Annotated in this window: 16 protein-coding genes; 4 read left to right on the top strand and 12 right to left on the bottom strand. The window is 44.0% G+C overall.

From position 1 onward, the window contains the following. Positions 1-156 precede the first annotated feature (156 nt). A complete protein-coding gene (locus HFV01_RS13460; RefSeq protein WP_008050757.1) occupies positions 157-303 on the bottom strand; it encodes a hypothetical protein in 147 nt (48 codons plus the stop codon). Between the two features lie 192 nt (positions 304-495). On the opposite strand from HFV01_RS13460, the gene gghA reads away from it, so the two are divergent. The 4 genes from gghA (at position 496) to HFV01_RS13440 (ending at position 7,045) form a co-directional block, all read left to right on the top strand. Beyond that, complete coding sequence (gene gghA, locus HFV01_RS13455) at positions 496-3,003, top strand: glucosylglycerol hydrolase (RefSeq protein ID WP_193521190.1); 2,508 nt, start codon at positions 496-498, stop codon at positions 3,001-3,003. 205 nt (positions 3,004-3,208) lie between these two features. Then, positions 3,209-3,424, top strand: coding sequence for a DUF7219 family protein (locus tag HFV01_RS13450; RefSeq protein ID WP_006669175.1), 216 nt, complete (start codon positions 3,209-3,211; stop codon positions 3,422-3,424). A 132-nt stretch (positions 3,425-3,556) separates the two neighbouring features. Then, positions 3,557-5,374, top strand: a complete 1,818-nt coding sequence (locus HFV01_RS13445) for a polysaccharide biosynthesis/export family protein (RefSeq protein WP_006669176.1) — start codon at positions 3,557-3,559, stop codon at positions 5,372-5,374. A gap of 24 nt (positions 5,375-5,398) precedes the next feature. Then, positions 5,399-7,045, top strand: coding sequence for an ABC1 kinase family protein (locus HFV01_RS13440; RefSeq protein WP_006669177.1), 1,647 nt, complete (start codon positions 5,399-5,401; stop codon positions 7,043-7,045). Positions 7,046-7,051: 6 nt separating this feature from the next. On the opposite strand, the gene HFV01_RS13435 is transcribed toward HFV01_RS13440, so the two are convergent. The 11 genes from HFV01_RS13435 to HFV01_RS13385 form a co-directional block, all read right to left on the bottom strand. After that, on the bottom strand, positions 7,052-7,714 hold the full coding sequence (locus tag HFV01_RS13435) for a Na(+)/H(+) antiporter subunit B (RefSeq protein ID WP_006625697.1): 663 nt from the start codon (positions 7,712-7,714) through the stop codon (positions 7,052-7,054). After that, the gene (locus HFV01_RS13430; RefSeq protein ID WP_006625696.1) at positions 7,714-8,343 is read right to left on the bottom strand and encodes a DUF4040 domain-containing protein; all 630 of its coding nucleotides are present in this window, start codon (positions 8,341-8,343) and stop codon (positions 7,714-7,716) included. The genes HFV01_RS13435 and HFV01_RS13430 overlap by 1 nt, the downstream gene beginning before the upstream one ends. Further along, positions 8,333-8,614, bottom strand: a complete 282-nt coding sequence (locus tag HFV01_RS13425; protein ID WP_006669178.1) for a monovalent cation/H(+) antiporter subunit G — start codon at positions 8,612-8,614, stop codon at positions 8,333-8,335. Before HFV01_RS13425 ends, HFV01_RS13430 begins: the two co-directional genes overlap by 11 nt. 3 nt (positions 8,615-8,617) lie before the next feature. Then, on the bottom strand, positions 8,618-8,878 hold the full coding sequence (locus tag HFV01_RS13420; RefSeq protein WP_006625694.1) for a hypothetical protein: 261 nt from the start codon (positions 8,876-8,878) through the stop codon (positions 8,618-8,620). Continuing rightward, positions 8,875-9,273, bottom strand: a complete 399-nt coding sequence (locus HFV01_RS13415; protein WP_006625693.1) for a Na+/H+ antiporter subunit E — start codon at positions 9,271-9,273, stop codon at positions 8,875-8,877. The genes HFV01_RS13420 and HFV01_RS13415 overlap by 4 nt, the downstream gene beginning before the upstream one ends. Continuing rightward, the gene (locus tag HFV01_RS13410; RefSeq protein WP_006625692.1) at positions 9,270-10,730 is read right to left on the bottom strand and encodes a cation:proton antiporter; all 1,461 of its coding nucleotides are present in this window, start codon (positions 10,728-10,730) and stop codon (positions 9,270-9,272) included. The genes HFV01_RS13415 and HFV01_RS13410 overlap by 4 nt, the downstream gene beginning before the upstream one ends. Further along, positions 10,727-11,065, bottom strand: a complete 339-nt coding sequence (locus tag HFV01_RS13405; RefSeq protein WP_006625691.1) for an NADH-quinone oxidoreductase subunit K — start codon at positions 11,063-11,065, stop codon at positions 10,727-10,729. The genes HFV01_RS13410 and HFV01_RS13405 overlap by 4 nt, the downstream gene beginning before the upstream one ends. Positions 11,066-11,200: 135 nt before the next feature. Beyond that, complete coding sequence (locus tag HFV01_RS13400; RefSeq protein WP_193521189.1) at positions 11,201-12,661, bottom strand: cation:proton antiporter; 1,461 nt, start codon at positions 12,659-12,661, stop codon at positions 11,201-11,203. A 191-nt stretch (positions 12,662-12,852) separates the two neighbouring features. Next, positions 12,853-15,519 carry a bifunctional acetaldehyde-CoA/alcohol dehydrogenase gene (adhE, locus tag HFV01_RS13395; protein WP_006625689.1) on the bottom strand — a complete coding sequence of 889 codons (2,667 nt, stop codon included), beginning with the start codon at positions 15,517-15,519 and terminating at the stop codon, positions 12,853-12,855. Positions 15,520-15,764: 245 nt separating this feature from the next. Further along, positions 15,765-18,371, bottom strand: a complete 2,607-nt coding sequence (locus tag HFV01_RS13390) for an adenylate/guanylate cyclase domain-containing protein (RefSeq protein ID WP_006669181.1) — start codon at positions 18,369-18,371, stop codon at positions 15,765-15,767. A gap of 128 nt (positions 18,372-18,499) precedes the next feature. Continuing rightward, positions 18,500-19,633 (bottom strand): glycosyltransferase, encoded by a 1,134-nt coding sequence (locus tag HFV01_RS13385; RefSeq protein WP_006669182.1) that lies wholly within the window; start codon positions 19,631-19,633, stop codon positions 18,500-18,502. Between the last annotated feature and the right edge of the window lie 48 nt (positions 19,634-19,681).

Genomic DNA, 19,681 nt, shown 5'->3' with positions numbered 1-19,681 from the left:
TTTGAGGTTTACAGTTATGCGATCGCCTGAATTTTCAGGAGTCTCGCGCCATGTTCATTTGCGGTCAACTCCCACGCTAAAATACAGCGCGTCTGTGGGTCAATTTACGAGTTGACTTGCTTGATGAACAGGGATATATAGATTTATTCATGAAAACTATATTGACAACAACAAATTGATGGTTAAGTATGTTAGTGTTAACTTCCCATCAACGCCATACAGTAGGTAGGCTATAATTATGCGATCGCCATCAAACATCAACCACATTTGAGCGATACCGCACCTAATGGTCAATTGAGCCATTGACCTATTACACTTTAACTCTATTACTGGAGCCTAGCCTTCGCAGGTTAACAAAACTTAACCATAGTTAACATCTATCCTAGGGTTGATTCACAAATGGGGGAAGCGATCGCAAATTTAAAACTAACGCTAGAGTCGGAAACCCCTGGGTTAGACTAGAGTTAAATTGTCGAGTCAAGTAGAAAGTTAGTTTTGGTAACCACAACAGAACCCACCATCAAACTGGTAGACGAAGAAACCGAAAATCTGCTAAATTGGGCAGCGACCGTCGAGCATTCCAAAGCCTCCTATTTTGAAAAAGCGCAAATTCTCGCCCAAAAATTAGGAGCGCACTGGCTAGGAGACGGACTCACACAAATCGGATTTTGGACCCCCAAATTAACCTCCCAAGTCATGCGGAGGCTAGAGATTTTCCTAGAGGTACTCACCCCCATAGATGAAATAGACCTGCGGGCAGATCAGCAAGTAGTCCGTTTCCACCGTACCCGACTCAACCTCAAACAACAGGGAGAATATCACTGGGGGGTTGTGGCTGGAATGGAACCCGGAAGCCGAGAGCAAGTCGGATCATTCTATTGGCTGCGCTACATTGACCAAGCCGAAAAACTGCAAGCCATCCGTGACCCCCTAGCCTACTCCCTTCCCTATGGAGTATTCGGACCCGCCGAACTTTACGACATCGAAACCCTACAAGCCCAACGCGCCGACCTAGAATATTTGAGCCGTCGGGGAACCTCCCGCCACCCCACCATTGATCTACATGATGATGATCTCTCCCCCCTACCCAACCCCAGATTAATTCCCAGGGTTCGGGCTCCCAAAAACATTCTGCAACTTCATGTAGGAACCGCCACCGCTGCTGGAACCTTTGAGGGATTAACCAGCCTTTATAGTCGCATTTCCGATAAATTAGCCAAAAATATTCCTCTGACCCCCCTCGAGGAAAACTATATCGGTTATGGTGCTGTCCAACTGCTACCGACAGAACCCCCCATCGAGTTTAGGGATGAATATAGTCCCGAAAGTGAGTTTTTCGCCTTCATGTCAGAAGATGAAGACATTATCGAGATTAATCTTAGCAAACCCGATACCCAGGATTGGGGCTATGATGTGCCAATTTTAGGTTCTTCTACCACAAATCCCGCAATTCTAGGCAGTCGTCGCCCTGATGAGGTAGTGGATTTTATTGCCACATTGCATAATTTCTCTACCGGACCCATTCAGGTGATTTATGACATTGTTTATGGTCATGCTGATAACCAATCAGAATTACTCCTGAATCGTCAGTTCCTAAAAGGGCAGAATATGTATGGTCAGGATTTAAACCACCAACTGCCAACGGTGCGGGCAATTTTGCTAGAAATGCAGCGCCGTAAAATGAATACCGGAGTTGATGGGATTCGCATTGATGGCGGTCAAGATTTCCGCTTTTTTAATCCCTTAACTGGCTTCGTGGAACAGGATGATGCTTATTTGTTAGCCATGAGTGATGTCGTCCAAGATATTGGCGGCTATCAACGGTTACTGTTTACTATTTTTGAAGATGGCAGACCCTGGCCAGAGGAAGGATGGGAGGAAATTTCTACCTATCGAGATCTGATTGAACTGCGCCCAGACTCCTTCCAATGGGGGCCGTTGATTTTTGCTCATAATACGCCCACCTTAAAGGGTTTTTGGGATAGAAAATGGAAACGAGTTTGTGAGGTGATTTATCAGGGAGAAAATTGGATTACGGGTTGCGCTAATCATGATACCGTCCGACGGGGTAATCAGGTTGAGTTAGACCAAGAAATTAATTGGAATTTGGGTAAAACTTGGTCGGAGGTTTTGCATAATGGTTATGATAATCCGGCGGTGACATTGTGGGTATATGGCTTTAGTCCGGGTTTACCCATGGATTTTATTAATGCTACCACCAGAGCCCCCTGGATGTTTTTCCGCAATACTGATGAACGCTATGGCGTGAAAGTTGTTGCCGAAGAAATGGGCTTTTTGGATTGGCAAATCACCCCGGAATTGTATCAGCAAGATTTTGTGTTTTCTCGTTTAAAAAGTTTGGGATTTGAGGACTTAGAAGAACTCAAGCAGTTTGGGAAGGCTTTACAACAGGCGATGATTGATGCTGATTATAGTCTACCCGCTGTGGTAGAGGCTTGTCAGGCTTGTTTTGGCGATTCTGCACAAGAGTGTAAACTTGAATATTTGCAAAAGATTAATCACCCGGAAATGGTGGAGTTTCTCAAGGATCTCGATATTCCGAAACTCAAAGAATTTGCCCTCAAATTTATGGAGGACTGCTACGAAATCTGTAATGTCTCTCACTATGGTGAGGATCTAAATGCTGTGCAAACTAATTTTAATTTGCAGTTGCGTCGCTTCCGACACGATCGCATTTGGTTGCGTCAGAATTTGATGGGAACAGATCAGTTTCACAAAATCGGTGATCAGACTCAGACCGTGTTTTATGGAGTCCGAGGAAACCCTTACCGGGAAGAAGACCAAGTGGTGATGGTGGCCAATATGGGAGGGGAACCAATGACGGTAACCGTGGGAGATTGGCTAGAATTAGACTTATCCGAGTGGAAAGTGGCGATCGCCTCTCCCGGAGTCGAATTAGATGATAACCTAGCTTCCTTGAAGAAATTTGAACTCAAAGATAGTCAAGGTGTCCTGTTAGTACCCCAACAGCCCCAGAAATAACCTGTAGATCATAGCTGAATTGCTACCCATGCTACAGGCATTCCCAGAAATTAATGTTAGGTTGGAGTAGGGACGGTAAACAACAGGGTTGATTTTGACAAGTTCATCCCTGAGAATGTATCTTCTGTTTTCAGGCTGCATATCTGTTGCCGTCCCTAACAATTTCCCAACTTGATCACACATTTTGATTGAACTGGTGGCTATCATGGAACTAAACGACTTTTTGACCCCCCGTTATCCTTATCGAGGATCAGACCAACCCGAAAATATGCTATTTAACGCCAACCTGCAAGAATTTGCTCAACAGGTTAGTTATATTGCCGCTTTGCAAACCAACGGGAAAATGTCCACATTAGAGTCTTATAAAAAAATCAAACAACAGTGGAAGAGACTCAAAAAAACCCATAAACAACTCACGTAGTAGGTCATCATCAATTGACCTACACACAGATAACCGCGATCGCCCTTTGGTAGGGGGAGAGGTGGAAACTAGGGGATATAATCTATACCTAACTAGGCAACCCCTCTCCCTCTGCTACTTACTTATGTATTTATGATTAAATGCCATTATGCCGCCAAACAATATATTTCCCTAACCAGTCTGGGTCTACTCGTCTATGGTGCGATCGCTTTACCTTCCCCCAGTTGGGCTGAAAACCCCACCAATAACCCCCCTCCTCACCTTTCGCAGCTTTCAGCGCCACCAACCCAAGAAGCCCCATATACCTTGGGTGCGGGTGATGTAATCCAAGTATTTATTTTTCCCGTCGAACAATATAGCAGTCAACAAGAAGTATTAGTTGACGGTACAGTTAACCTTCCCCAAGCTGGTAGTATTTCCGTAAGTGGCATGACCTTAGAAGAGGCGGCTAGGGCTATAGGCGATCGCTATGAAAGCGCCAGAGTATTACGAAACCCCAGAGTAACCATCAGCCTCATTACTCCCCGTCCCCTCAGAATAGGCATTTCAGGGGAAATCAACCGCCCCGGTTCCTATACCATGGCTAGGGAAGGTTCCCAATTTCCCACCATTACCCGCGCCCTACAATTAGCCGGAGGTATCACCCAAGCCGCAGACCTGCGACAGGTGCAACTACGACGACCCCAGTTGGGAACATCAGAGCAAATCATCAATCTAAATCTGATGGAACTTCTGCAAACAGGTAGTCTCAGCACCGATATCCGGCTTAGGGATGGAGATGTTATCTATATTCCCACCACCACCGAAATTGACCCAGAAATGGGGCGACAAATTGCTAGGGCTAGTTTTGCTAACAACGAAGCCAGCCTAATTGATATTGCCGTATCTGGAGAAGTGCGCCGCCCCGGTCCCTATACCATCCCCAGTCAAGGAGGACCAGGGGGAGTCGCTACCATTAGCCAAGCCATTAAGCAAGCTGGAGGAATTCGGCTAATGGCGGATATCAGTCGGGTGCAAATTCGTCGCCTCACCAACCAGGGACAAGAACAAATACTAGAAGTAAACCTAGAACCTATCCTAGACGGGGATAATCTGCAACAGGATATAGTTCTACAAAATGGTGATAGTATCTTCATCCCTGCCTTAGAAACGGCCAATCTGGAACAATTATCTAACCGCCGCGCGGCGAGTTTTGCGGCTGACCAAAGTGAACCTTTAAATATTGCTGTGATTGGGCAAGTATTTCGACCGGGGCCTTATACTGTTACTGGCACTGCTCGCACCGGAGATGCTGGAGTCCCTGGGGCGGCGGGTGGTGGTAGCATCCCCACTGTTACCCGCGCTATTCAGGTGGCGGGAGGGGTTAAACCAGAGGCTGATATTCGACAGGTGGAAATTAGGCGCTCTGATAGTCGTGGGAGTCGCCAAGTGATTACTATTAATCTTTGGGAATTACTGCAAAATGGTGATGCCACCCAGGATACAATATTACAGGAAGGGGACACGGTTTTTGTACCCACAGCTACGGAGATTAACCCCGTGGAAATGGGGGCAATTGCTAACGCTAGTTTCTCCCCAAACAATATTCGTGTTAATGTGGTGGGGGAAGTGCAAAGGTCTGGAGTTGTTCAAATTCCCCCTAATACTCCCTTAAATGAAGCTATACTGACGGCCGGGGGGTTTACCTCTCGCGCCCATCAGTCTTCGGTGGAGTTGATTCGCTTTCGCCCTGATGGTACTGTGGAACAGCGCCGCCTACCAATAGATTTTACTCAGGGAGGTAATTCCCCGAATAATCCTCCTCTCCAAAATAATGATGTGGTGATTGTGGGGCGATCGACCCTGGCGAGTATTTCGGATACAGTAGATACTATCATTACGCCGTTAAATAGAGTGCGATCGCTTTTTGTAGTTCCCAGCGCGTTTATTGATATTTTCAGGAATTACTAAGTCCGTTTTATCCCCGATAAATTTATGTTCTCCATTACTAAAAAAAGCTCCCGAAAACGCGAAATTTTGGAAATTGTTTTCAGCAACGGCTGGGACTATATGCGGGGTTTGTTAGTGGGGGATAAACCAGAAGAACCTCGGCTACCATCTCCTGATGTTTTACGGAATATTTTAATTGAATTGGGTCCGGTTTATGTCAAGTTAGGACAACTTTTATCAACTCGTCCTGATTTGCTACCGGGAAGATATGTTGATGCTTTAACCGATTTACAAGCTAATGTTCCCGCTGTGGCTTGGGGGGATATTGAAACTCAACTTAGACAACAGTTTTCTCAACCTTTAGACCAGATTTTTAGTCGTATTGAAACTGAGGCGGTGGCGGCGGCATCCATTGGACAAATCCATCGCGCTACGTTGAAAAGTGGCGAAGAAGTGGCCTTAAAAGTACAGCGTCCAGGAATTTCTATTATTGTTGAACAGGATATTGAGTTAATTAAATCTTTGGCGGATTTAGTGGCGATTACTGAGTGGGGAGAAGATTATGATATTGTGGCGATCGCTGAGGAATTTACTAGCGCTTTAAAAGCTGAATTAGACTTTACCTCAGAAGCTGAATATACAGACAAATTGCGGCAAAATCTCTCAAAAACTCGGTGGTTTGACCCCGAAAAGTTAATTATTCCCAAAGTTTACTGGGAATTTACAACTCCTAATTTACTGGTATTAGAATGGTTAGATGGTGTACCTTTATTGTTGTCAGAACCTTCTAAGAAACAGACCAATGAGGATGATCCACGCCGGGGAGAAATTACCAGTTTATTATTTCGTGCCTTTTTTCAGCAAATCTATTTAGATGGCTTTTTTCATGCGGACCCCCACCCAGGAAATCTGTTTTATCTTAATGATGGACGGGTAGCTATTTTAGATTGTGGAATGGTGGGAAGGCTAGACCCTCGGACTCAGCAAATTTTAACCGAAATGTTACTAGCAGTTGTGGATATAGATGCTAGACGTTGCGCCCAACTTACCTTAGAATTAGCAGAATCATCGGAATCGGTGCAACTGGGTCGCCTGACTAATGATTATGATAGTATGCTGAGACGATATTATAATCTGAGTCTGGCGGAAATTAATTTTAGTCAGGTATTCTATGAGATTTTGCAGATTTCTCGCAATAATAGAATTCGCCTCCCTAGTAATATGGGATTATATGCTAAAACTTTGGCGAATTTGGAGGGAGTCACCCGCAGTTTTAACCCGGAGGTTAATTTACTCAATGAGATTAAACCATTGATGACGGAGTTATTCCGCAATCAATTGTTAGGAGATAACCCCCTAGAGACTCTGTTAAGGACGGCTTTAGATCTCAAAAGTTTATCATTGCGATCGCCTAGTCAAATTGAACTGTTTTTAGACCGGGTTACTTCCGAAACTCTCAAATGGAATATTAGAATCCCAGAATTAACTAGCCTGAAAAATAGCCTAAATGATGCGGCTAACCGCCTGTCTTTTAGTATTGTACTCGGTTCGTTAATTATGGGGGCGGCGATGATTTCAACTGGGGCGCAAACTCCCCAGTTGTCTCTGATTAGTAATATCCTCTTTGCGGCGGCTTCCCTGGTGGGGTTATGGCTGCTGGTGAGTGTATTGCGATCGGGAAATTTACGGTAAATTAACCTATAATAAGCCCCGATAGCGAATAAAAATTAACACCGCCGCCCAGGACCCCAAAGCCACCTTTAAGGCAACTAAAATATTCAGTAATGGCATAATCCCACCACTGACTAAACTCCCTAATTCACCATGAGGTAATTCTATACCAAACAGAGTAATTACCGCCAATAAAATAAAGATGAGGACGGAAATTTTCTCCCAAATAGATGCCTGCCAACGCTGATAAATTCCCTGCATTAACTCCGGTGGAGAAGTGATCGCAATTAAACCGATCGCCGTCCCTCCTGCTACTCCGGCAGCAAAACCACCCCCAGGGCTAAGATGACCCCTAATGGCTAATTCAATACTCACCAAAGCCGCAATAGTCGCGCCTAGTCGCGCTAAAACAACGGAAGGCTGATCAGTAAATCGATACACTTTACTAAGGGGTTTCTCATTGGCGAGTAAAAAATTACAGCCCATAATTGAGATGGTAAAAACCACTACCTCGAAGATGGTATCATAGAGGCGATTTCTGAAAATGATGCCGGAAACCGCATTAGGTACACCACTATCTTGCACTACTACTTCCACAATGGAAGGACCCAACCATTCATCGATCGGGTTGGCAATCAGCAACATCTTGAGATAAAGTATCACACCCACAGCGACATAAACCCATTTCATTAGTGTTTCTCCCCAGATTCTGTTAAATTAAAATAGTTTAAAATGGTTCGGGATGATGTCAGTTCGGCTTGCATAATGTCATAGAGCCGTTTCAGCCTAGTAGTGGTATAATAGGGTAAAGGTTCCGGTTCTGCCGATTCTGGCGATTCTGGCGATTCTGGTTGATGAGATTTGGTCGGGTAAGGACTGGCAAATATTGAATGTAAAGGCTGGATACAAGTGGCATGAATTTCCTTGGTGACTAAGGCATGATGTAACTCTTCTAAGTCCTTATAAGGTACTAATTCAACCCGCATATAATGTTGGCGAAAAATTCCCCGTAATTCATCGACCAGTTGACCAAAAGGGCGATCGCTTTCCGGCTGTTGTAATTCCTCTTTCAGGACACCCAAACGCATAACCAAAGAAGAACGCACCGCCACCCCATACAGGGTAATTGCCAGCATCGTCCCCACTAATGCTTCAGTTAAGGCTACATCTGCAGCCCCTAAGATCGCATAAACCAAAGCAGCCACAGCACCCAATATACCACGAATTACTAAGGCATGATAGGGGTTAACTTGTAAAACTACCATGGCGGTGGCTAGAGGCATTAACGCCGTGATTAGATAGATAGTATTATCGTTCATCGTCACCTTCACTACTGGAACAGTAAGCTAATACATATCCTAAAACAGTATTCCAAATTGCCAAAGAAATAATGGCAAGAATCAGCAGGGGCCATTCGCTGGGAATTCTCAGTAATAGTCCGAAAACTATGGTCATGGAACCCAAGGTATCAGAGACTGATAAACCATGTAGTTTGAATAATACTGAGCGATCGCCGACTAGGGGAAAAGTTCCCCAAAACCAAAAGACCACCCCAACTAACATCAAAAGGTCACTGAATAAGTTAATCATGATTCACTTAGTTAATACATCACTCATGCGTCTAAGAATTTGAGCCAATAGCATTAAAGACGCATTCCCAACACTGAGAATAATTACCCCAACTACGCCAATCATCCAATCATCTCTTAAAACCGAGACAACTAGAATCATGATCGATGTTTTACTAGCAATACTAGAAAATGCTAACACCTTTTGCCAAATATTATCATCTTGGCAGGCTTCGTAAATAGGAATCATTAAAGCTACCAGCATTATCATTAAAATATTGTTCATGAATCAGGCCTCCGGCGACGTACCCAATGGACTTCATACCAGCCCTCTTGGTGATATTTTAAAACAATTGTTTTCGGGGTAAAGGTAATGATAAAGATATCTAAAAAAATTAAACCCGGTGTTCTTTGGGGTTTCACTCTTTCCATGGTGATATCTTCATAATTATGGGGTTTTAAGATAATCTCAAAAGCCTCTAGGTAGGCTTGAGGCACTGACCTAATGACTTCCCCAAAAGCCCTTAACCAGTCGTTTAAAGCCGCCTTAGAGGGGCTACGACCGGGTAATAATAAACACACACTCACCCCGATAATGATATTAGCTAAACTCAGGTCAGCAGTAATCAGAAACCAAATAGCTAATCGCAGAATTAAGTTGAGAGACAGATATTTAATCATGCTATACCCACCGCGAAAATAAACCAAAAGAGCACTGTTAACATGATGGTCATTCCACCAATAATATGTTCCAGCTTTTCCCAGGATCTGGACAGGTTCACTACTAAGTCTTTAAACAGCACAAAATAAGCCAACCATCCGACACTTATAGTTACCAGAGATTTGACAATATTATCAATGGTGTAAACTGATTGATAATAGAAAAAGTTAGCCAAAATCAGCCCCCCCAGCAGAATTACCATGGCTGGTAATAACCCCCGTTGCTTTTCTTCAGTTTCTGGGGTTGCTGGTAGTTGAGTATGGGGAATAAAGATGAATTTAGCAAAGTATATGGTTGTTCCTATGGCGGCTATATTAAGGATGATTTCTTGCCAAGACCACAGATTTTTAAAGGTGATAATCTTCGCACCAAAGCCAGACAGTAAAGGGAAACCAGAGACAGACAAACTAGCTATCAATAATGGTATCCAAACTGAGGTATTAATGGGCTGCGCCTGTAGTTGCTTAAAGCTGCGACTAGGTAAACTTCCAGCTATTAAGAATAAAGCTGATTTAACCAAGCCGTGGGTGAGGGCATAAAAACCGCCAACTACTGGGGCGGCAAGAACAAATCCTAACTGGGAAATGGTGCTAAAAGCTAGGGTTAGCTTGGTGTCTTTTTGAAAAACTGCATAAACCACACCGAAAATGGCGGTGCTGATACCAAAGATTCTTAGCACTGGGTCAATCTCTGGTACAATTAGGGCGCAACGAATTAGGGGAAAGACTCCGGCTTTGACTACGACTCCTGAGAGAAGGGCGGAAACGGGGGTTTCCGATTCGGAGTGGGTTAGCGGTAGCCATAACCCAGAGACAAACACGCCACCTTTGACTAATAGTGCCATTAAGATTAGGGCTATGGCTTCTGGAGGTGAAGTCCGTAAGCCACTAAAGGCAAAGGAATGATCGGCTTGGTAGACAAGACCGACCCCGATCAGGTAGAATAGCATGGCGGTGTTGCTCACAAATAGATAGCGTAGGGCTATCCAAATTGAGCGATCGCTACGAGGGTAGGAAATTAACAGGAAAACTGCGATTCCTAAAACCTCTAGGGCTACATACAGGCTAAGAAAATCCTGACAAACAAATGTGGCATTAACACTGCCATGTAAAATCATTGTCTGGGCATAAAAAAAAGCGACTTTCTCCCGGTTCCAACAGTAAAAAATCACTGCAGTTGTGACTAGGGCGTTGGTCACAATCAAGTAGCCACTTTGTTGATCAACTAATAGTTGAACACCGAAGTTATCTAGTAGTTTGATTGGCAAATCTGTATCATTTAACAGAACCTGCAACCCATAAGCTAGGGAACAAAGGGCTGCCAAAACAGCTAGATAGCGATCGAATTTGGGAAGTAAATAGATACTGAACCCGATAAACATTGGTAATGCTATCAATGCGATCGTAATATTGGTCATGGGGTATTGTTCTTTTCGATCTCGTCGGTTTCTAGGGTGGGGTTATCGCGGGCTAACTTCATGACACCAACCAGCATTAATGCTTGGACGGAAAAGCCAATTACGATCGCTGTCAAAATCACCGCCTGTGGCACGGGGTCGGCATAATTGCCATTATCTCTGGCATTACCGATAATCGGCGTAAAAAAGCCATCTCGGGAGGCGATAAGTACATAATAGGCGATTACCCCTGTACTCATCACATCCATGGAGATAATTTTCATCATCAGGTTCTTTTTGAGAATGATGCCGAAAAATCCGAACATCACGGAGGCGAATACTAACGACTCTAACACAATGATCTGTCAGCTAAAGGAGTTGGTTAATTATATGTAAAGCATACACTATTTCCGCAAAAAACAAAATATCTTTTTGGGAATTTTGGCAAAATTTTAGTTAGCCAAAATGCTCGGGTTTATCATGGCAAAAATTTAGGAAATTTTTAACCACACAACCAGCCAAAATATACCAGTTAAACTCAGAGTCATGACCCCAATCAGATGGTCTAATTTTTCCCAAGTTTTCGGGAGGTTAATTAGGGAGTTTTTGAAAATCATAAAATAGGCTAACCAACCCACCCCAATAGTAGCTAAAGCCTTAGTAATACTCTCGACGGTATAGGTAGACTCGTAGTAGGGAATATTGGCGAAAATTAAGGCAATAAACAGAATCGATATAGCTGGAATTAATGACACTTTTTGAGAGTCAAATTTTGCTGATGCGGCGGATTGTTCGTGGGGAACAAATATAAATTTGGCAAAATATATGACGGTTCCCACTGAGGCAATATTGAGAGCGATATCTTCCCAAGTTGACAAGTCTTTAAAAACCAGGGTTTTTGCTGAAAAAATAGATAACAGGGGGAAACCAGATATAGATAAACTAGCCAGGAGTAGAATTAGCCAGAGGAAAGTAGTAATCTGCTGCTGGTGCAGTTGTTTAAAGTCGCGACTAGGTAGACTTCCTTCTATGAGGAATAAAGCTGATTTAACTAAGCCGTGAGTGAGAGCATAAAAACTTCCGGCGACGGGGGCGACAATCATCAAACCTAATTGGGAAATACTACTAAAAGCGAGGGTGCGTTTGGTGTCTTGTTCAAAAATGGCATAAATTGCACCTAACAAGGCGGCGGCTACCCCAAAGATGCTTAGAACTGGGCTAAATTCGGGTAGAATTAAAGCTAAACGTACTAAGGGAAAAACTCCGGCTTTGGTGACAATTCCTGAGAGAAGGGCGGAAACAGGGGTTTCTGATTCAGCATAGGTCATGGGTAGCCATAACCCTGAGACGAAGATACCACCCTTGGCTAATAAACCCATGAAGATTAGGGATATAGCCTCTGGAGAGGAACCCCGTAAGCCAGCAAAAGCAAAGGAATGATGGGCTTGGTAGACAAGGGCGACCCCTACCAGGTAGAATAGCATGGCGGTATTGCTAACAAATAGATAGCGTAAGCCTACCCAAATTGAGCGATCGCTGCGAGGATAAGCAATTAATAAAAAAACGCCTATTGCTAAGACTTCTAAAGCCACATATAGACTAATAAAGTCCTGGGACATAAAAATTGAGTTAAGGCTGCTATGAACAATTAATATCTGAGTAAAAAACAAGCCAGTAATCCGGGACTGCCAACAGTAGACAATCACTGCCATAGTGACTAAGGCATTGGTCAAGATTAAGTAGCCACTATTCTGATCAATTAATAATTGAACTCCAAAGTTATTCAATAATTGAATATTCAGGTTGGGGGGTTCTAAGATAACCCATAACCCGTAAGCAAAAGACATCAGGACAACCGCCATAGCCGAATAGCGATCGATTTTGGGGAATAGATAAATGCAAAATCCTACCAAAATTGGCAGTAATATCAAGACGATGGTGATATAGGTCATGGGCTGTTATGGTCATCCAGATAATTACTCAAATCAGGTTCTTAGTGAGAATCTAATATTCGGATTATACATGATAGACACCAAAATATTTATGGCTATGCTGGCCCCCATTTGAGCAAAAAAAAGAGGCGATCTGATCTAGTCAGAAACTCGCCTCTCAAATGGGCTTCAATTTATAGGTAACTCACAACCTATTCACCCATCATAACTGGTTCCGGGCCAAAAGTCGGAAATACAGTTTTGCCATTATTTTCGGTAGCGACGACTGGATGCCCATAATAGGCATCAATAATCAGTTGTTTGAGATCCTCAATTAAGGGATAGCGAGGATTGGCCCCTGTACACTGATCATCAAAGGCTTGATCTGCGACTTCATCAACCTTAGCCAAAAACTCGGCTTCGCTTTCTTTAACGACTTCTTTCATGGCTTTAGGAATTCCTACCTTATGCTTGAGTTCTTCAATAGCCAAAATTAGGCGATCGATTTTTTCATCATCAGTATTTCCGCCCAAATTCAAATAATCCGCGACGCGAGCATAACGCCATTTAGTGTTAGGATATTTGTATTGGGAGAAAGTGGCTTGTTTGAAGGGTGCATCAGTAGCATTGTAGCGAATTATATAGCTAATCATTAAGGCATTCGCTAAACCGTGGGGAATGTGGAATGTCCCCCCTAATTGGTGGGCAATAGAATGGCAAATACCCAAGAAACCATTAGCAAAAGCCATCCCGGCCATGGTAGAGGCATAGTGCATTTTTTCCCGCGCTTTCGGGTCATTCGCGCCATTGTTATAGGAACTAGGTAGATACTTGAAAATCAGCCGAATTGCTTCTAAAGCCATACCATTGGTGTATTCGGAAGCCAACACGGAAACAAAGGCTTCTATGGCGTGAGTTAAGGCATCAATACCCCCAAAAGCGGTTAAACTTTTTGGCATATTTAAGACCAATTCGGGGTCAACGATCGCAATATTAGGAGTCAAGGCATAATCTGCCAAAGGATACTTAATATTATTGCGGCGATCGGTAACCACAGCAAAGGGTGTCACCTCGGATCCAGTTCCCGAAGTAGTAGGAATTGCTACCATTACTGCTTTTTCTCCCAGCGGCGGCAAATCATAGACCCGTTTACGGATATCCATAAATCGCATCGCCAAACCTTCAAACTCAATATCTGGATGTTCATACATGAGCCACATAATCTTAGCAGCATCCATAGGCGACCCACCACCAATGGCAATAATGACATCCGGTTCAAAGGTATTCATGAGAGTTAAACCCCGTTGTACGGTATCCAAAGACGGGTCAGGTTCAACATCATAAAAAACGTCATATTTAACCCCGATTTCTTCGAGGACTTCCTCAAGAGATGCGGTAATTCCCAAATTAAACAAAGGCTTATCAGTGACAATAAAAGCCCGTTTTTTACCTGCCAACTCTCGCAAAGCGACGGGTAGGGAACCATACTTGAAATAGATTTTGGGAGGGACTCGGAACCACAGCATATTTTCCCGTCGTTCGGCAACGGTTTTAATATTCAACAGGTGAGTAGGTTCGACGTTTTCACTAATGGAATTACCGCCCCAAGTTCCACAACCCAGAGTTAAAGAAGGGTCAAGACGGAAGTTATACAAATCTCCGATCGCCCCTTGAGATGAAGGGGTATTAATTAACACCCGCGCCGTTTGTACCTTACCCTCAAAGGCATTAATATGATCAGTATTATTGGGGGAAGTATACAAAGCGGCGGTGTGACCACGACCTCCCAACTGTACCAAATGTTCAGCTTTCAGAACGGCATCCTCAAAATCTTTCGCCCGATACATAACCAAAACCGGCGATAGTTTTTCATGGGCGAAGGGGTCATCATCATCAATTGCCGGTCGTTCCCCGATAATCACACGGGTATCATCAGAAAGATTTAGCCCCGCCATTCCTCCCAATTTCTTAACAGTTTGACCGACAATTTCGGGGTTAAGATGACCGTCTACAAAAATCACCTTCGCCATGCGATCGGTTTCTTCTGGGGTGAGGAAATAAGCACCACGGGAGAGAAATTCCTCCCGTACCTGGTCATAAATAGAATCAACGACAATTACAGACTGTTCACTAGCACAAATCATGCCATTGTCAAAAGTTTTACTGAGGATAATCGAAGATACCGCCATTTTAATATGAGCAGAATCATCAATTAAAGCCGGAGTATTCCCCGCACCAACACCTAAAGAGGGTCGCCCGGAAGAATAAGCAGCCCGCACCATTCCCGGACCCCCTGTAGCCAGTATCAGTTTAACATCTTGATGCTGCATCAACGCCTGAGATAGGGGAACTGTCGGTTCATCAATCCAACCAATAATATCTTCGGGCGCACCGGCTTCAACGGCTGCTTCCAGAATAATACGCGCCGCCTCATTAGTACATTTTTGGGCGCGGGGGTGGGGTGAAAAAATAATCCCATTGCGAGTTTTTAAGGCAATTAAAGCCTTAAAAATAGCGGTAGAGGTGGGATTAGTAGTGGGGACAATACCTGCTAAGATGCCCACAGGTTCGGCGATTTTTTGGAATCCGAAGGATTTATCGGATTCAATAACACCACAGGTTTTGGTGTTTTTATACTTGTTATAGATGATTTCTGAGGCGAAGTGATTTTTAATCACCTTATCCTCAACTACCCCCATACCGGTTTCTTCGACGGCTATTTTAGCTAGAGGTATACGCGCAGCATTAGCGGCTAGGGCTGCTTTCTTAAAAATGTAGTCTACCTGTTCTTGAGTGAAGCCAGAGAATTTTTGCTGGGCTACTTTTACCCGCGCAATCAAGTTCTCTAATTCTTCGATATTGGTCACTCGATTAACCATGAAAATACCTCAGATAGGACTATTACCCAACTATGTACAGGGTCTTAGGCTGACCCATGCAGTACAGTAGTGGCTCAAAGATTTTGACTATCAGACAGTATAGCGCTTGTTTGTGATTTGTGTAGGTAGCATCTGCTCAAACATCAAGTTTGCTTGACTCCCCTACCGTTGATTATAGCCAAAGGGTGTATCCCATGATACATAATCAATCAATAATAATGAATTATTGAATCATTAATTATTAATTATTTAGTTGTCATAGTATGGATACCATCCCAGTCGGGGGGTGGGGGATTTTGTAAATAATTCTGGGCGCGACCGATGTGAATTTCGACAGCCCTATCATCCGATCGCATTTTTTGAGCTACTTCAAAATGCTGAATAGCCAAAGCAAAATCCCTAGCCAAATAAGCCTGTCGTCCCAGGTTATAATAGCCCAAAAACTCGACCAATTCATCATCTAAAGCCTGAGATTTTGAGGCAATCAACTCATAAATATTAACGGCATTATTTTTACCTTTCACCCGGACTTTATCCAACTCTCTCACCCAAATGCGATCGCCACACAAATGATAAGTCATCTCACTTAAAATAATATCACAGCCATACAATTTAGTCAGTTGTTCCAAGCGGGAACTCAAATTAACCCCATCGCCAATCACAGTATAATCCATCCGTTTTTGAGAGCCAATATTTCCCGATACGACTTCTCCGGAACTCATACCAATACCAATTTTAATTTGAGGTTCATTAGGTCGAGACTCATTAAAATCTTTCAACCGTTTTCGCATATCCAAAGCGGACTTAACCGCCATCCAAGCATGATTATCTCTGAGGGGAAGAGGCGCACCAAACACAGCCATAAGTGCATCCCCGATAAACTTATCCAAAGTTCCCTCATGGGAAAAAACGGCTTCGACCATAGTTTCAAAATATTGATTTAACAACGCGACGACATCAGAGGCTTCCAAATTTTCAGTTAAGGTGGTATAGCCACGAATATCAGAAAATAGAATAGTTACTTCTTTCCTTTCCCCAATCATCAAAGCATCTTCTCCCAAAGCCATAACCCGTTCAGCGACTCCGGGAGTCATATAGCGATACATGGTAGTTTTCATACGTTTTTCGCGGCTAATATCTTCCAAAACCACCAAACCACCCCGGACACCACCTTCGGGGTTAGTCAAAGGATTAACAGTCAAATTAATGCTACGTTCTAGGAGTCTAATTTCGGAAGCGATCGCCTCATTATCAGCCAAAGAATTGCCATCCAAAGGCTGATATTCTTGACCCCAAACATGATAAATATCTGGTTTTTTCTCATCAGGAACCACCAAAATGGGGATGGGTGTTGTATCTCCAAATTCCCCAACTATCATTTCGACTAATCCTACAGTTAAACTTTGTTCGGGGACAAAATGGCGGGCGGCAAATTTGAGACTATCCTCAAGACGCAATTGCAAATTTTCAATAGGAAGAACATCCCAGATATATTGTCCGCTAAGTTGATATTCCCAATATTCGCGAATTTGTCGATGGCGGGGACGGTGACGGGGACAGCCGAGCAATTCTAAAGCGGCATCATTAATGGTAACAATGCGACCTTGTAAATCGGTAGAAATAACCACATCTGAGAGACTTTGGAGAATATCTTTTTGATACTGTTTCTCCACCATGACATTTTCAAACAGTTGGGCATTTTGCAAAGCAATACCCGCCTGAGCATTAAAAGCCCGCAGAAATTCCTCATCAGAATCGGTGAAACTGCCTTTATGTTTATTAATTAACTGAGTGACACCAATCAGCTCACCTTTAGCGTTGTCAACTGGCATACAGAGAATATTACGAGTGCGATAGCCAGTTTTGCGATCGGTTGTCGGGTCAAAGCGAGGGTCTGCATAAGCATTGGTAATATTTAGCACTTGACCTGTGGAAGCCACATAACCCGCAATTCCTTTATTAGCGGGAATGCGAATTTCCATCATGGTTTTACCATCAGCCTTAGCTACTTTAGTCCAGAGTTCCTCGGTTTCTTTTTTGAGTAGGAAAATGGTACTGCGATCGGCTTGCATTAGGTCTCTCGCCTGTTCCATTACGGATAACAAAGTAGTTTCGAGATCTAAACTTTGACCGAGGGTAGTGGTAGCTTTGAGGAGGGCTGCTACACCTCGCTGGTTACGGGCGGCCACAAAAAACGATTGACAGCTTTCGAGGATAATGCCAATAGAATCAGCAAAGGAGCGAAATTGCTGTTCGTCTTCCTCGGTAAAAGGGCGATCGCCTGCTTTATTGAGGAGTCGCACCACGGCGACGGCCTCTTGAGGATTTTGGGTGCTAAAAATGGGCATACAGAGAATGCTGCGCGCTTCGTACCCTGATGGTTGATCAATAGCGGGGTCGAAGAACTCATGGGTTTGAGCATCAGTGATATTGAGGGCTTCTCCGGTACAGGCGACATGGCCGAGAATACCCACATCCATAGGTAGGCGAATTTCCTCGGTATGTTTAGAGTCGGAGTTCCCCTCGCCGTCAGTTTCGTTGTTTTCGGGAGAGGTTTTGTACCAAAGCTGACCCTTGCTGCGATTAATCAAAAAAATGGTAGTGCGATCGGCTTCTAAGATTTGTCCGATTTTGAGAGTAAAGGCATCGAGAAGCTGTTCGAGGAGGGTTTCGATCGCTTCATTGTTAATCAGTTCGATAGCTCGGAGAAATTGTTGAAATTCTGCGGTAATGAAATCGAGAATACAAATAAACTCTCCCATTGGCAGATTTTTTACACGATCTGCCAACAAGCCCATGCGATTAACTTGAGTCAATGTAGCCAGAATGCTACCTGCGTGGGAAACTGTCATGGGTCGGGGTTAAATTGACAAAGGACTCCATCTGAACGGTTTATCCCCCGATTCAGTAGCCTAAAAAGGAAGAAGCAAGGAACAGCAATAATCCATTCCTTGTCTCAAGTCTACGGGTTTCCTCTCAGCTAGGCAACAGAGGGCAGTGATTGACGAGCTAAAATATTTTGATAATAGCGTCTCAGTTGGCTAGTGGCAGCAGCCCACCCCCAGCGTTCGGCTTCTAATCGGGCATTTTGTCGCAACCTTTCCCGCTCATCACTATGGGATAACAGTCTACTGGTGGCTTTGATGGCTCCTTGTTCATCCCTGGGGTCAAACAGATAGCCATTTACTCCATCAGTGACAATATCGGGAATTCCCCCAGACCGCGCGGCTACTACGGGGGTTCCTGCGGCCATAGCCTCGAGGAGGACTAAACCTAGGGTTTCTGTCCGGGAAGGGAAAATGAAGGCATCAGCGCAGGCGTAAGCGGCCGCTAATTGTTCTCCCCGCAGATAACCCACAAAGTTGGTGGGAGTTCCGGCGAAATGTTGTTCTAGGTTTTCTCGGTTCGGACCATCTCCGACTAGGGCTAGACGGGCGTTGGGTATTGCTGCTAGAATAGGTTTAATGCGATCGATTTCTTTTTCGGCTCCTAGTCTCCCCACATACAACAGTAGGGTATCGTCTGGGTTTCCCATACTGAGGCTCGCGCGCATTTCTTTAGTGGCTTTGTGGGGCTGGAACAGTTCTGTATCCACCCCCCTCTGCCATAGGTCTACCCGTTCAATGCCATGATTGCGTAATTCCTCAACCATAGCTGTGGAGGTACACAGGTTTAACATAGCCTGATTATGGGCTGTACGCAATAACCCCCACAGGAATTCCTCCAGCATTCCTAAGCCGTAGTGGTGCAGGTATTGGGGTAGATGGGTATGGTAGGAGGCTACTAACCCGACGTTGAGTTTTTTACCATAATATAAGCCACTTAAGCCTAATACAGCCGGGTTAGCCACATGGATAATATCTGGTTTAAATTCGGCTAATTTTGCCCCAATTCCCGGATGAGGAAGACCGATTTTGAGTTCGGGATACATAGGGAGAGGAAATCCATCTACACCGTAGATTTGACAGCCTTTATATTCGGTTAATCCACCTTCTGGAGAAACTATTAGCACCTCATCACCTAGGCGATTTAGTTGTTCGGCGGTATGACATAAACGGGTAACAATCCCATCTATTTTCGGTAAAAATGTTTCAGTAAAAAGGGCGATTCTCATAAAAATTTAGCGCGGCTTGTCAAATATTTTGGAGGGCTTTAGAGACCA

The organism is Limnospira fusiformis SAG 85.79 (genome assembly GCF_012516315.1).
GTDB lineage: Bacteria > Cyanobacteriota > Cyanobacteriia > Cyanobacteriales > Microcoleaceae > Limnospira > Limnospira fusiformis.
Note: the sequence above shows the minus strand (reverse complement) of the source record. Positions and strands in the feature narration are given on the sequence as shown.

What these genes read in the sequence shown, in the direction of transcription:
- HFV01_RS13425 (WP_006669178.1), bottom strand. Translation starts at nt 8,614, where the DNA reads ATGATTAACTTATTCAGTGACCTTTTGATGTTAGTTGGGGTGGTCTTT.
- HFV01_RS13385 (WP_006669182.1), bottom strand. Translation starts at nt 19,633, where the DNA reads ATGAGAATCGCCCTTTTTACTGAAACATTTTTACCGAAAATAGATGGG.
- HFV01_RS13420 (WP_006625694.1), bottom strand. Translation starts at nt 8,878, where the DNA reads ATGAACAATATTTTAATGATAATGCTGGTAGCTTTAATGATTCCTATT.
- HFV01_RS13450 (WP_006669175.1), top strand. Translation starts at nt 3,209, where the DNA reads ATGGAACTAAACGACTTTTTGACCCCCCGTTATCCTTATCGAGGATCA.
- HFV01_RS13440 (WP_006669177.1), top strand. Translation starts at nt 5,399, where the DNA reads ATGTTCTCCATTACTAAAAAAAGCTCCCGAAAACGCGAAATTTTGGAA.
- HFV01_RS13400 (WP_193521189.1), bottom strand. Translation starts at nt 12,661, where the DNA reads ATGACCTATATCACCATCGTCTTGATATTACTGCCAATTTTGGTAGGA.
- HFV01_RS13430 (WP_006625696.1), bottom strand. Translation starts at nt 8,343, where the DNA reads ATGAACGATAATACTATCTATCTAATCACGGCGTTAATGCCTCTAGCC.
- HFV01_RS13410 (WP_006625692.1), bottom strand. Translation starts at nt 10,730, where the DNA reads ATGACCAATATTACGATCGCATTGATAGCATTACCAATGTTTATCGGG.
- HFV01_RS13460 (WP_008050757.1), bottom strand. Translation starts at nt 303, where the DNA reads ATGGCTCAATTGACCATTAGGTGCGGTATCGCTCAAATGTGGTTGATG.
- adhE (WP_006625689.1), bottom strand. Translation starts at nt 15,519, where the DNA reads ATGGTTAATCGAGTGACCAATATCGAAGAATTAGAGAACTTGATTGCG.
- HFV01_RS13390 (WP_006669181.1), bottom strand. Translation starts at nt 18,371, where the DNA reads ATGACAGTTTCCCACGCAGGTAGCATTCTGGCTACATTGACTCAAGTT.
- HFV01_RS13415 (WP_006625693.1), bottom strand. Translation starts at nt 9,273, where the DNA reads ATGATTAAATATCTGTCTCTCAACTTAATTCTGCGATTAGCTATTTGG.
- HFV01_RS13445 (WP_006669176.1), top strand. Translation starts at nt 3,557, where the DNA reads ATGATTAAATGCCATTATGCCGCCAAACAATATATTTCCCTAACCAGT.
- HFV01_RS13435 (WP_006625697.1), bottom strand. Translation starts at nt 7,714, where the DNA reads ATGAAATGGGTTTATGTCGCTGTGGGTGTGATACTTTATCTCAAGATG.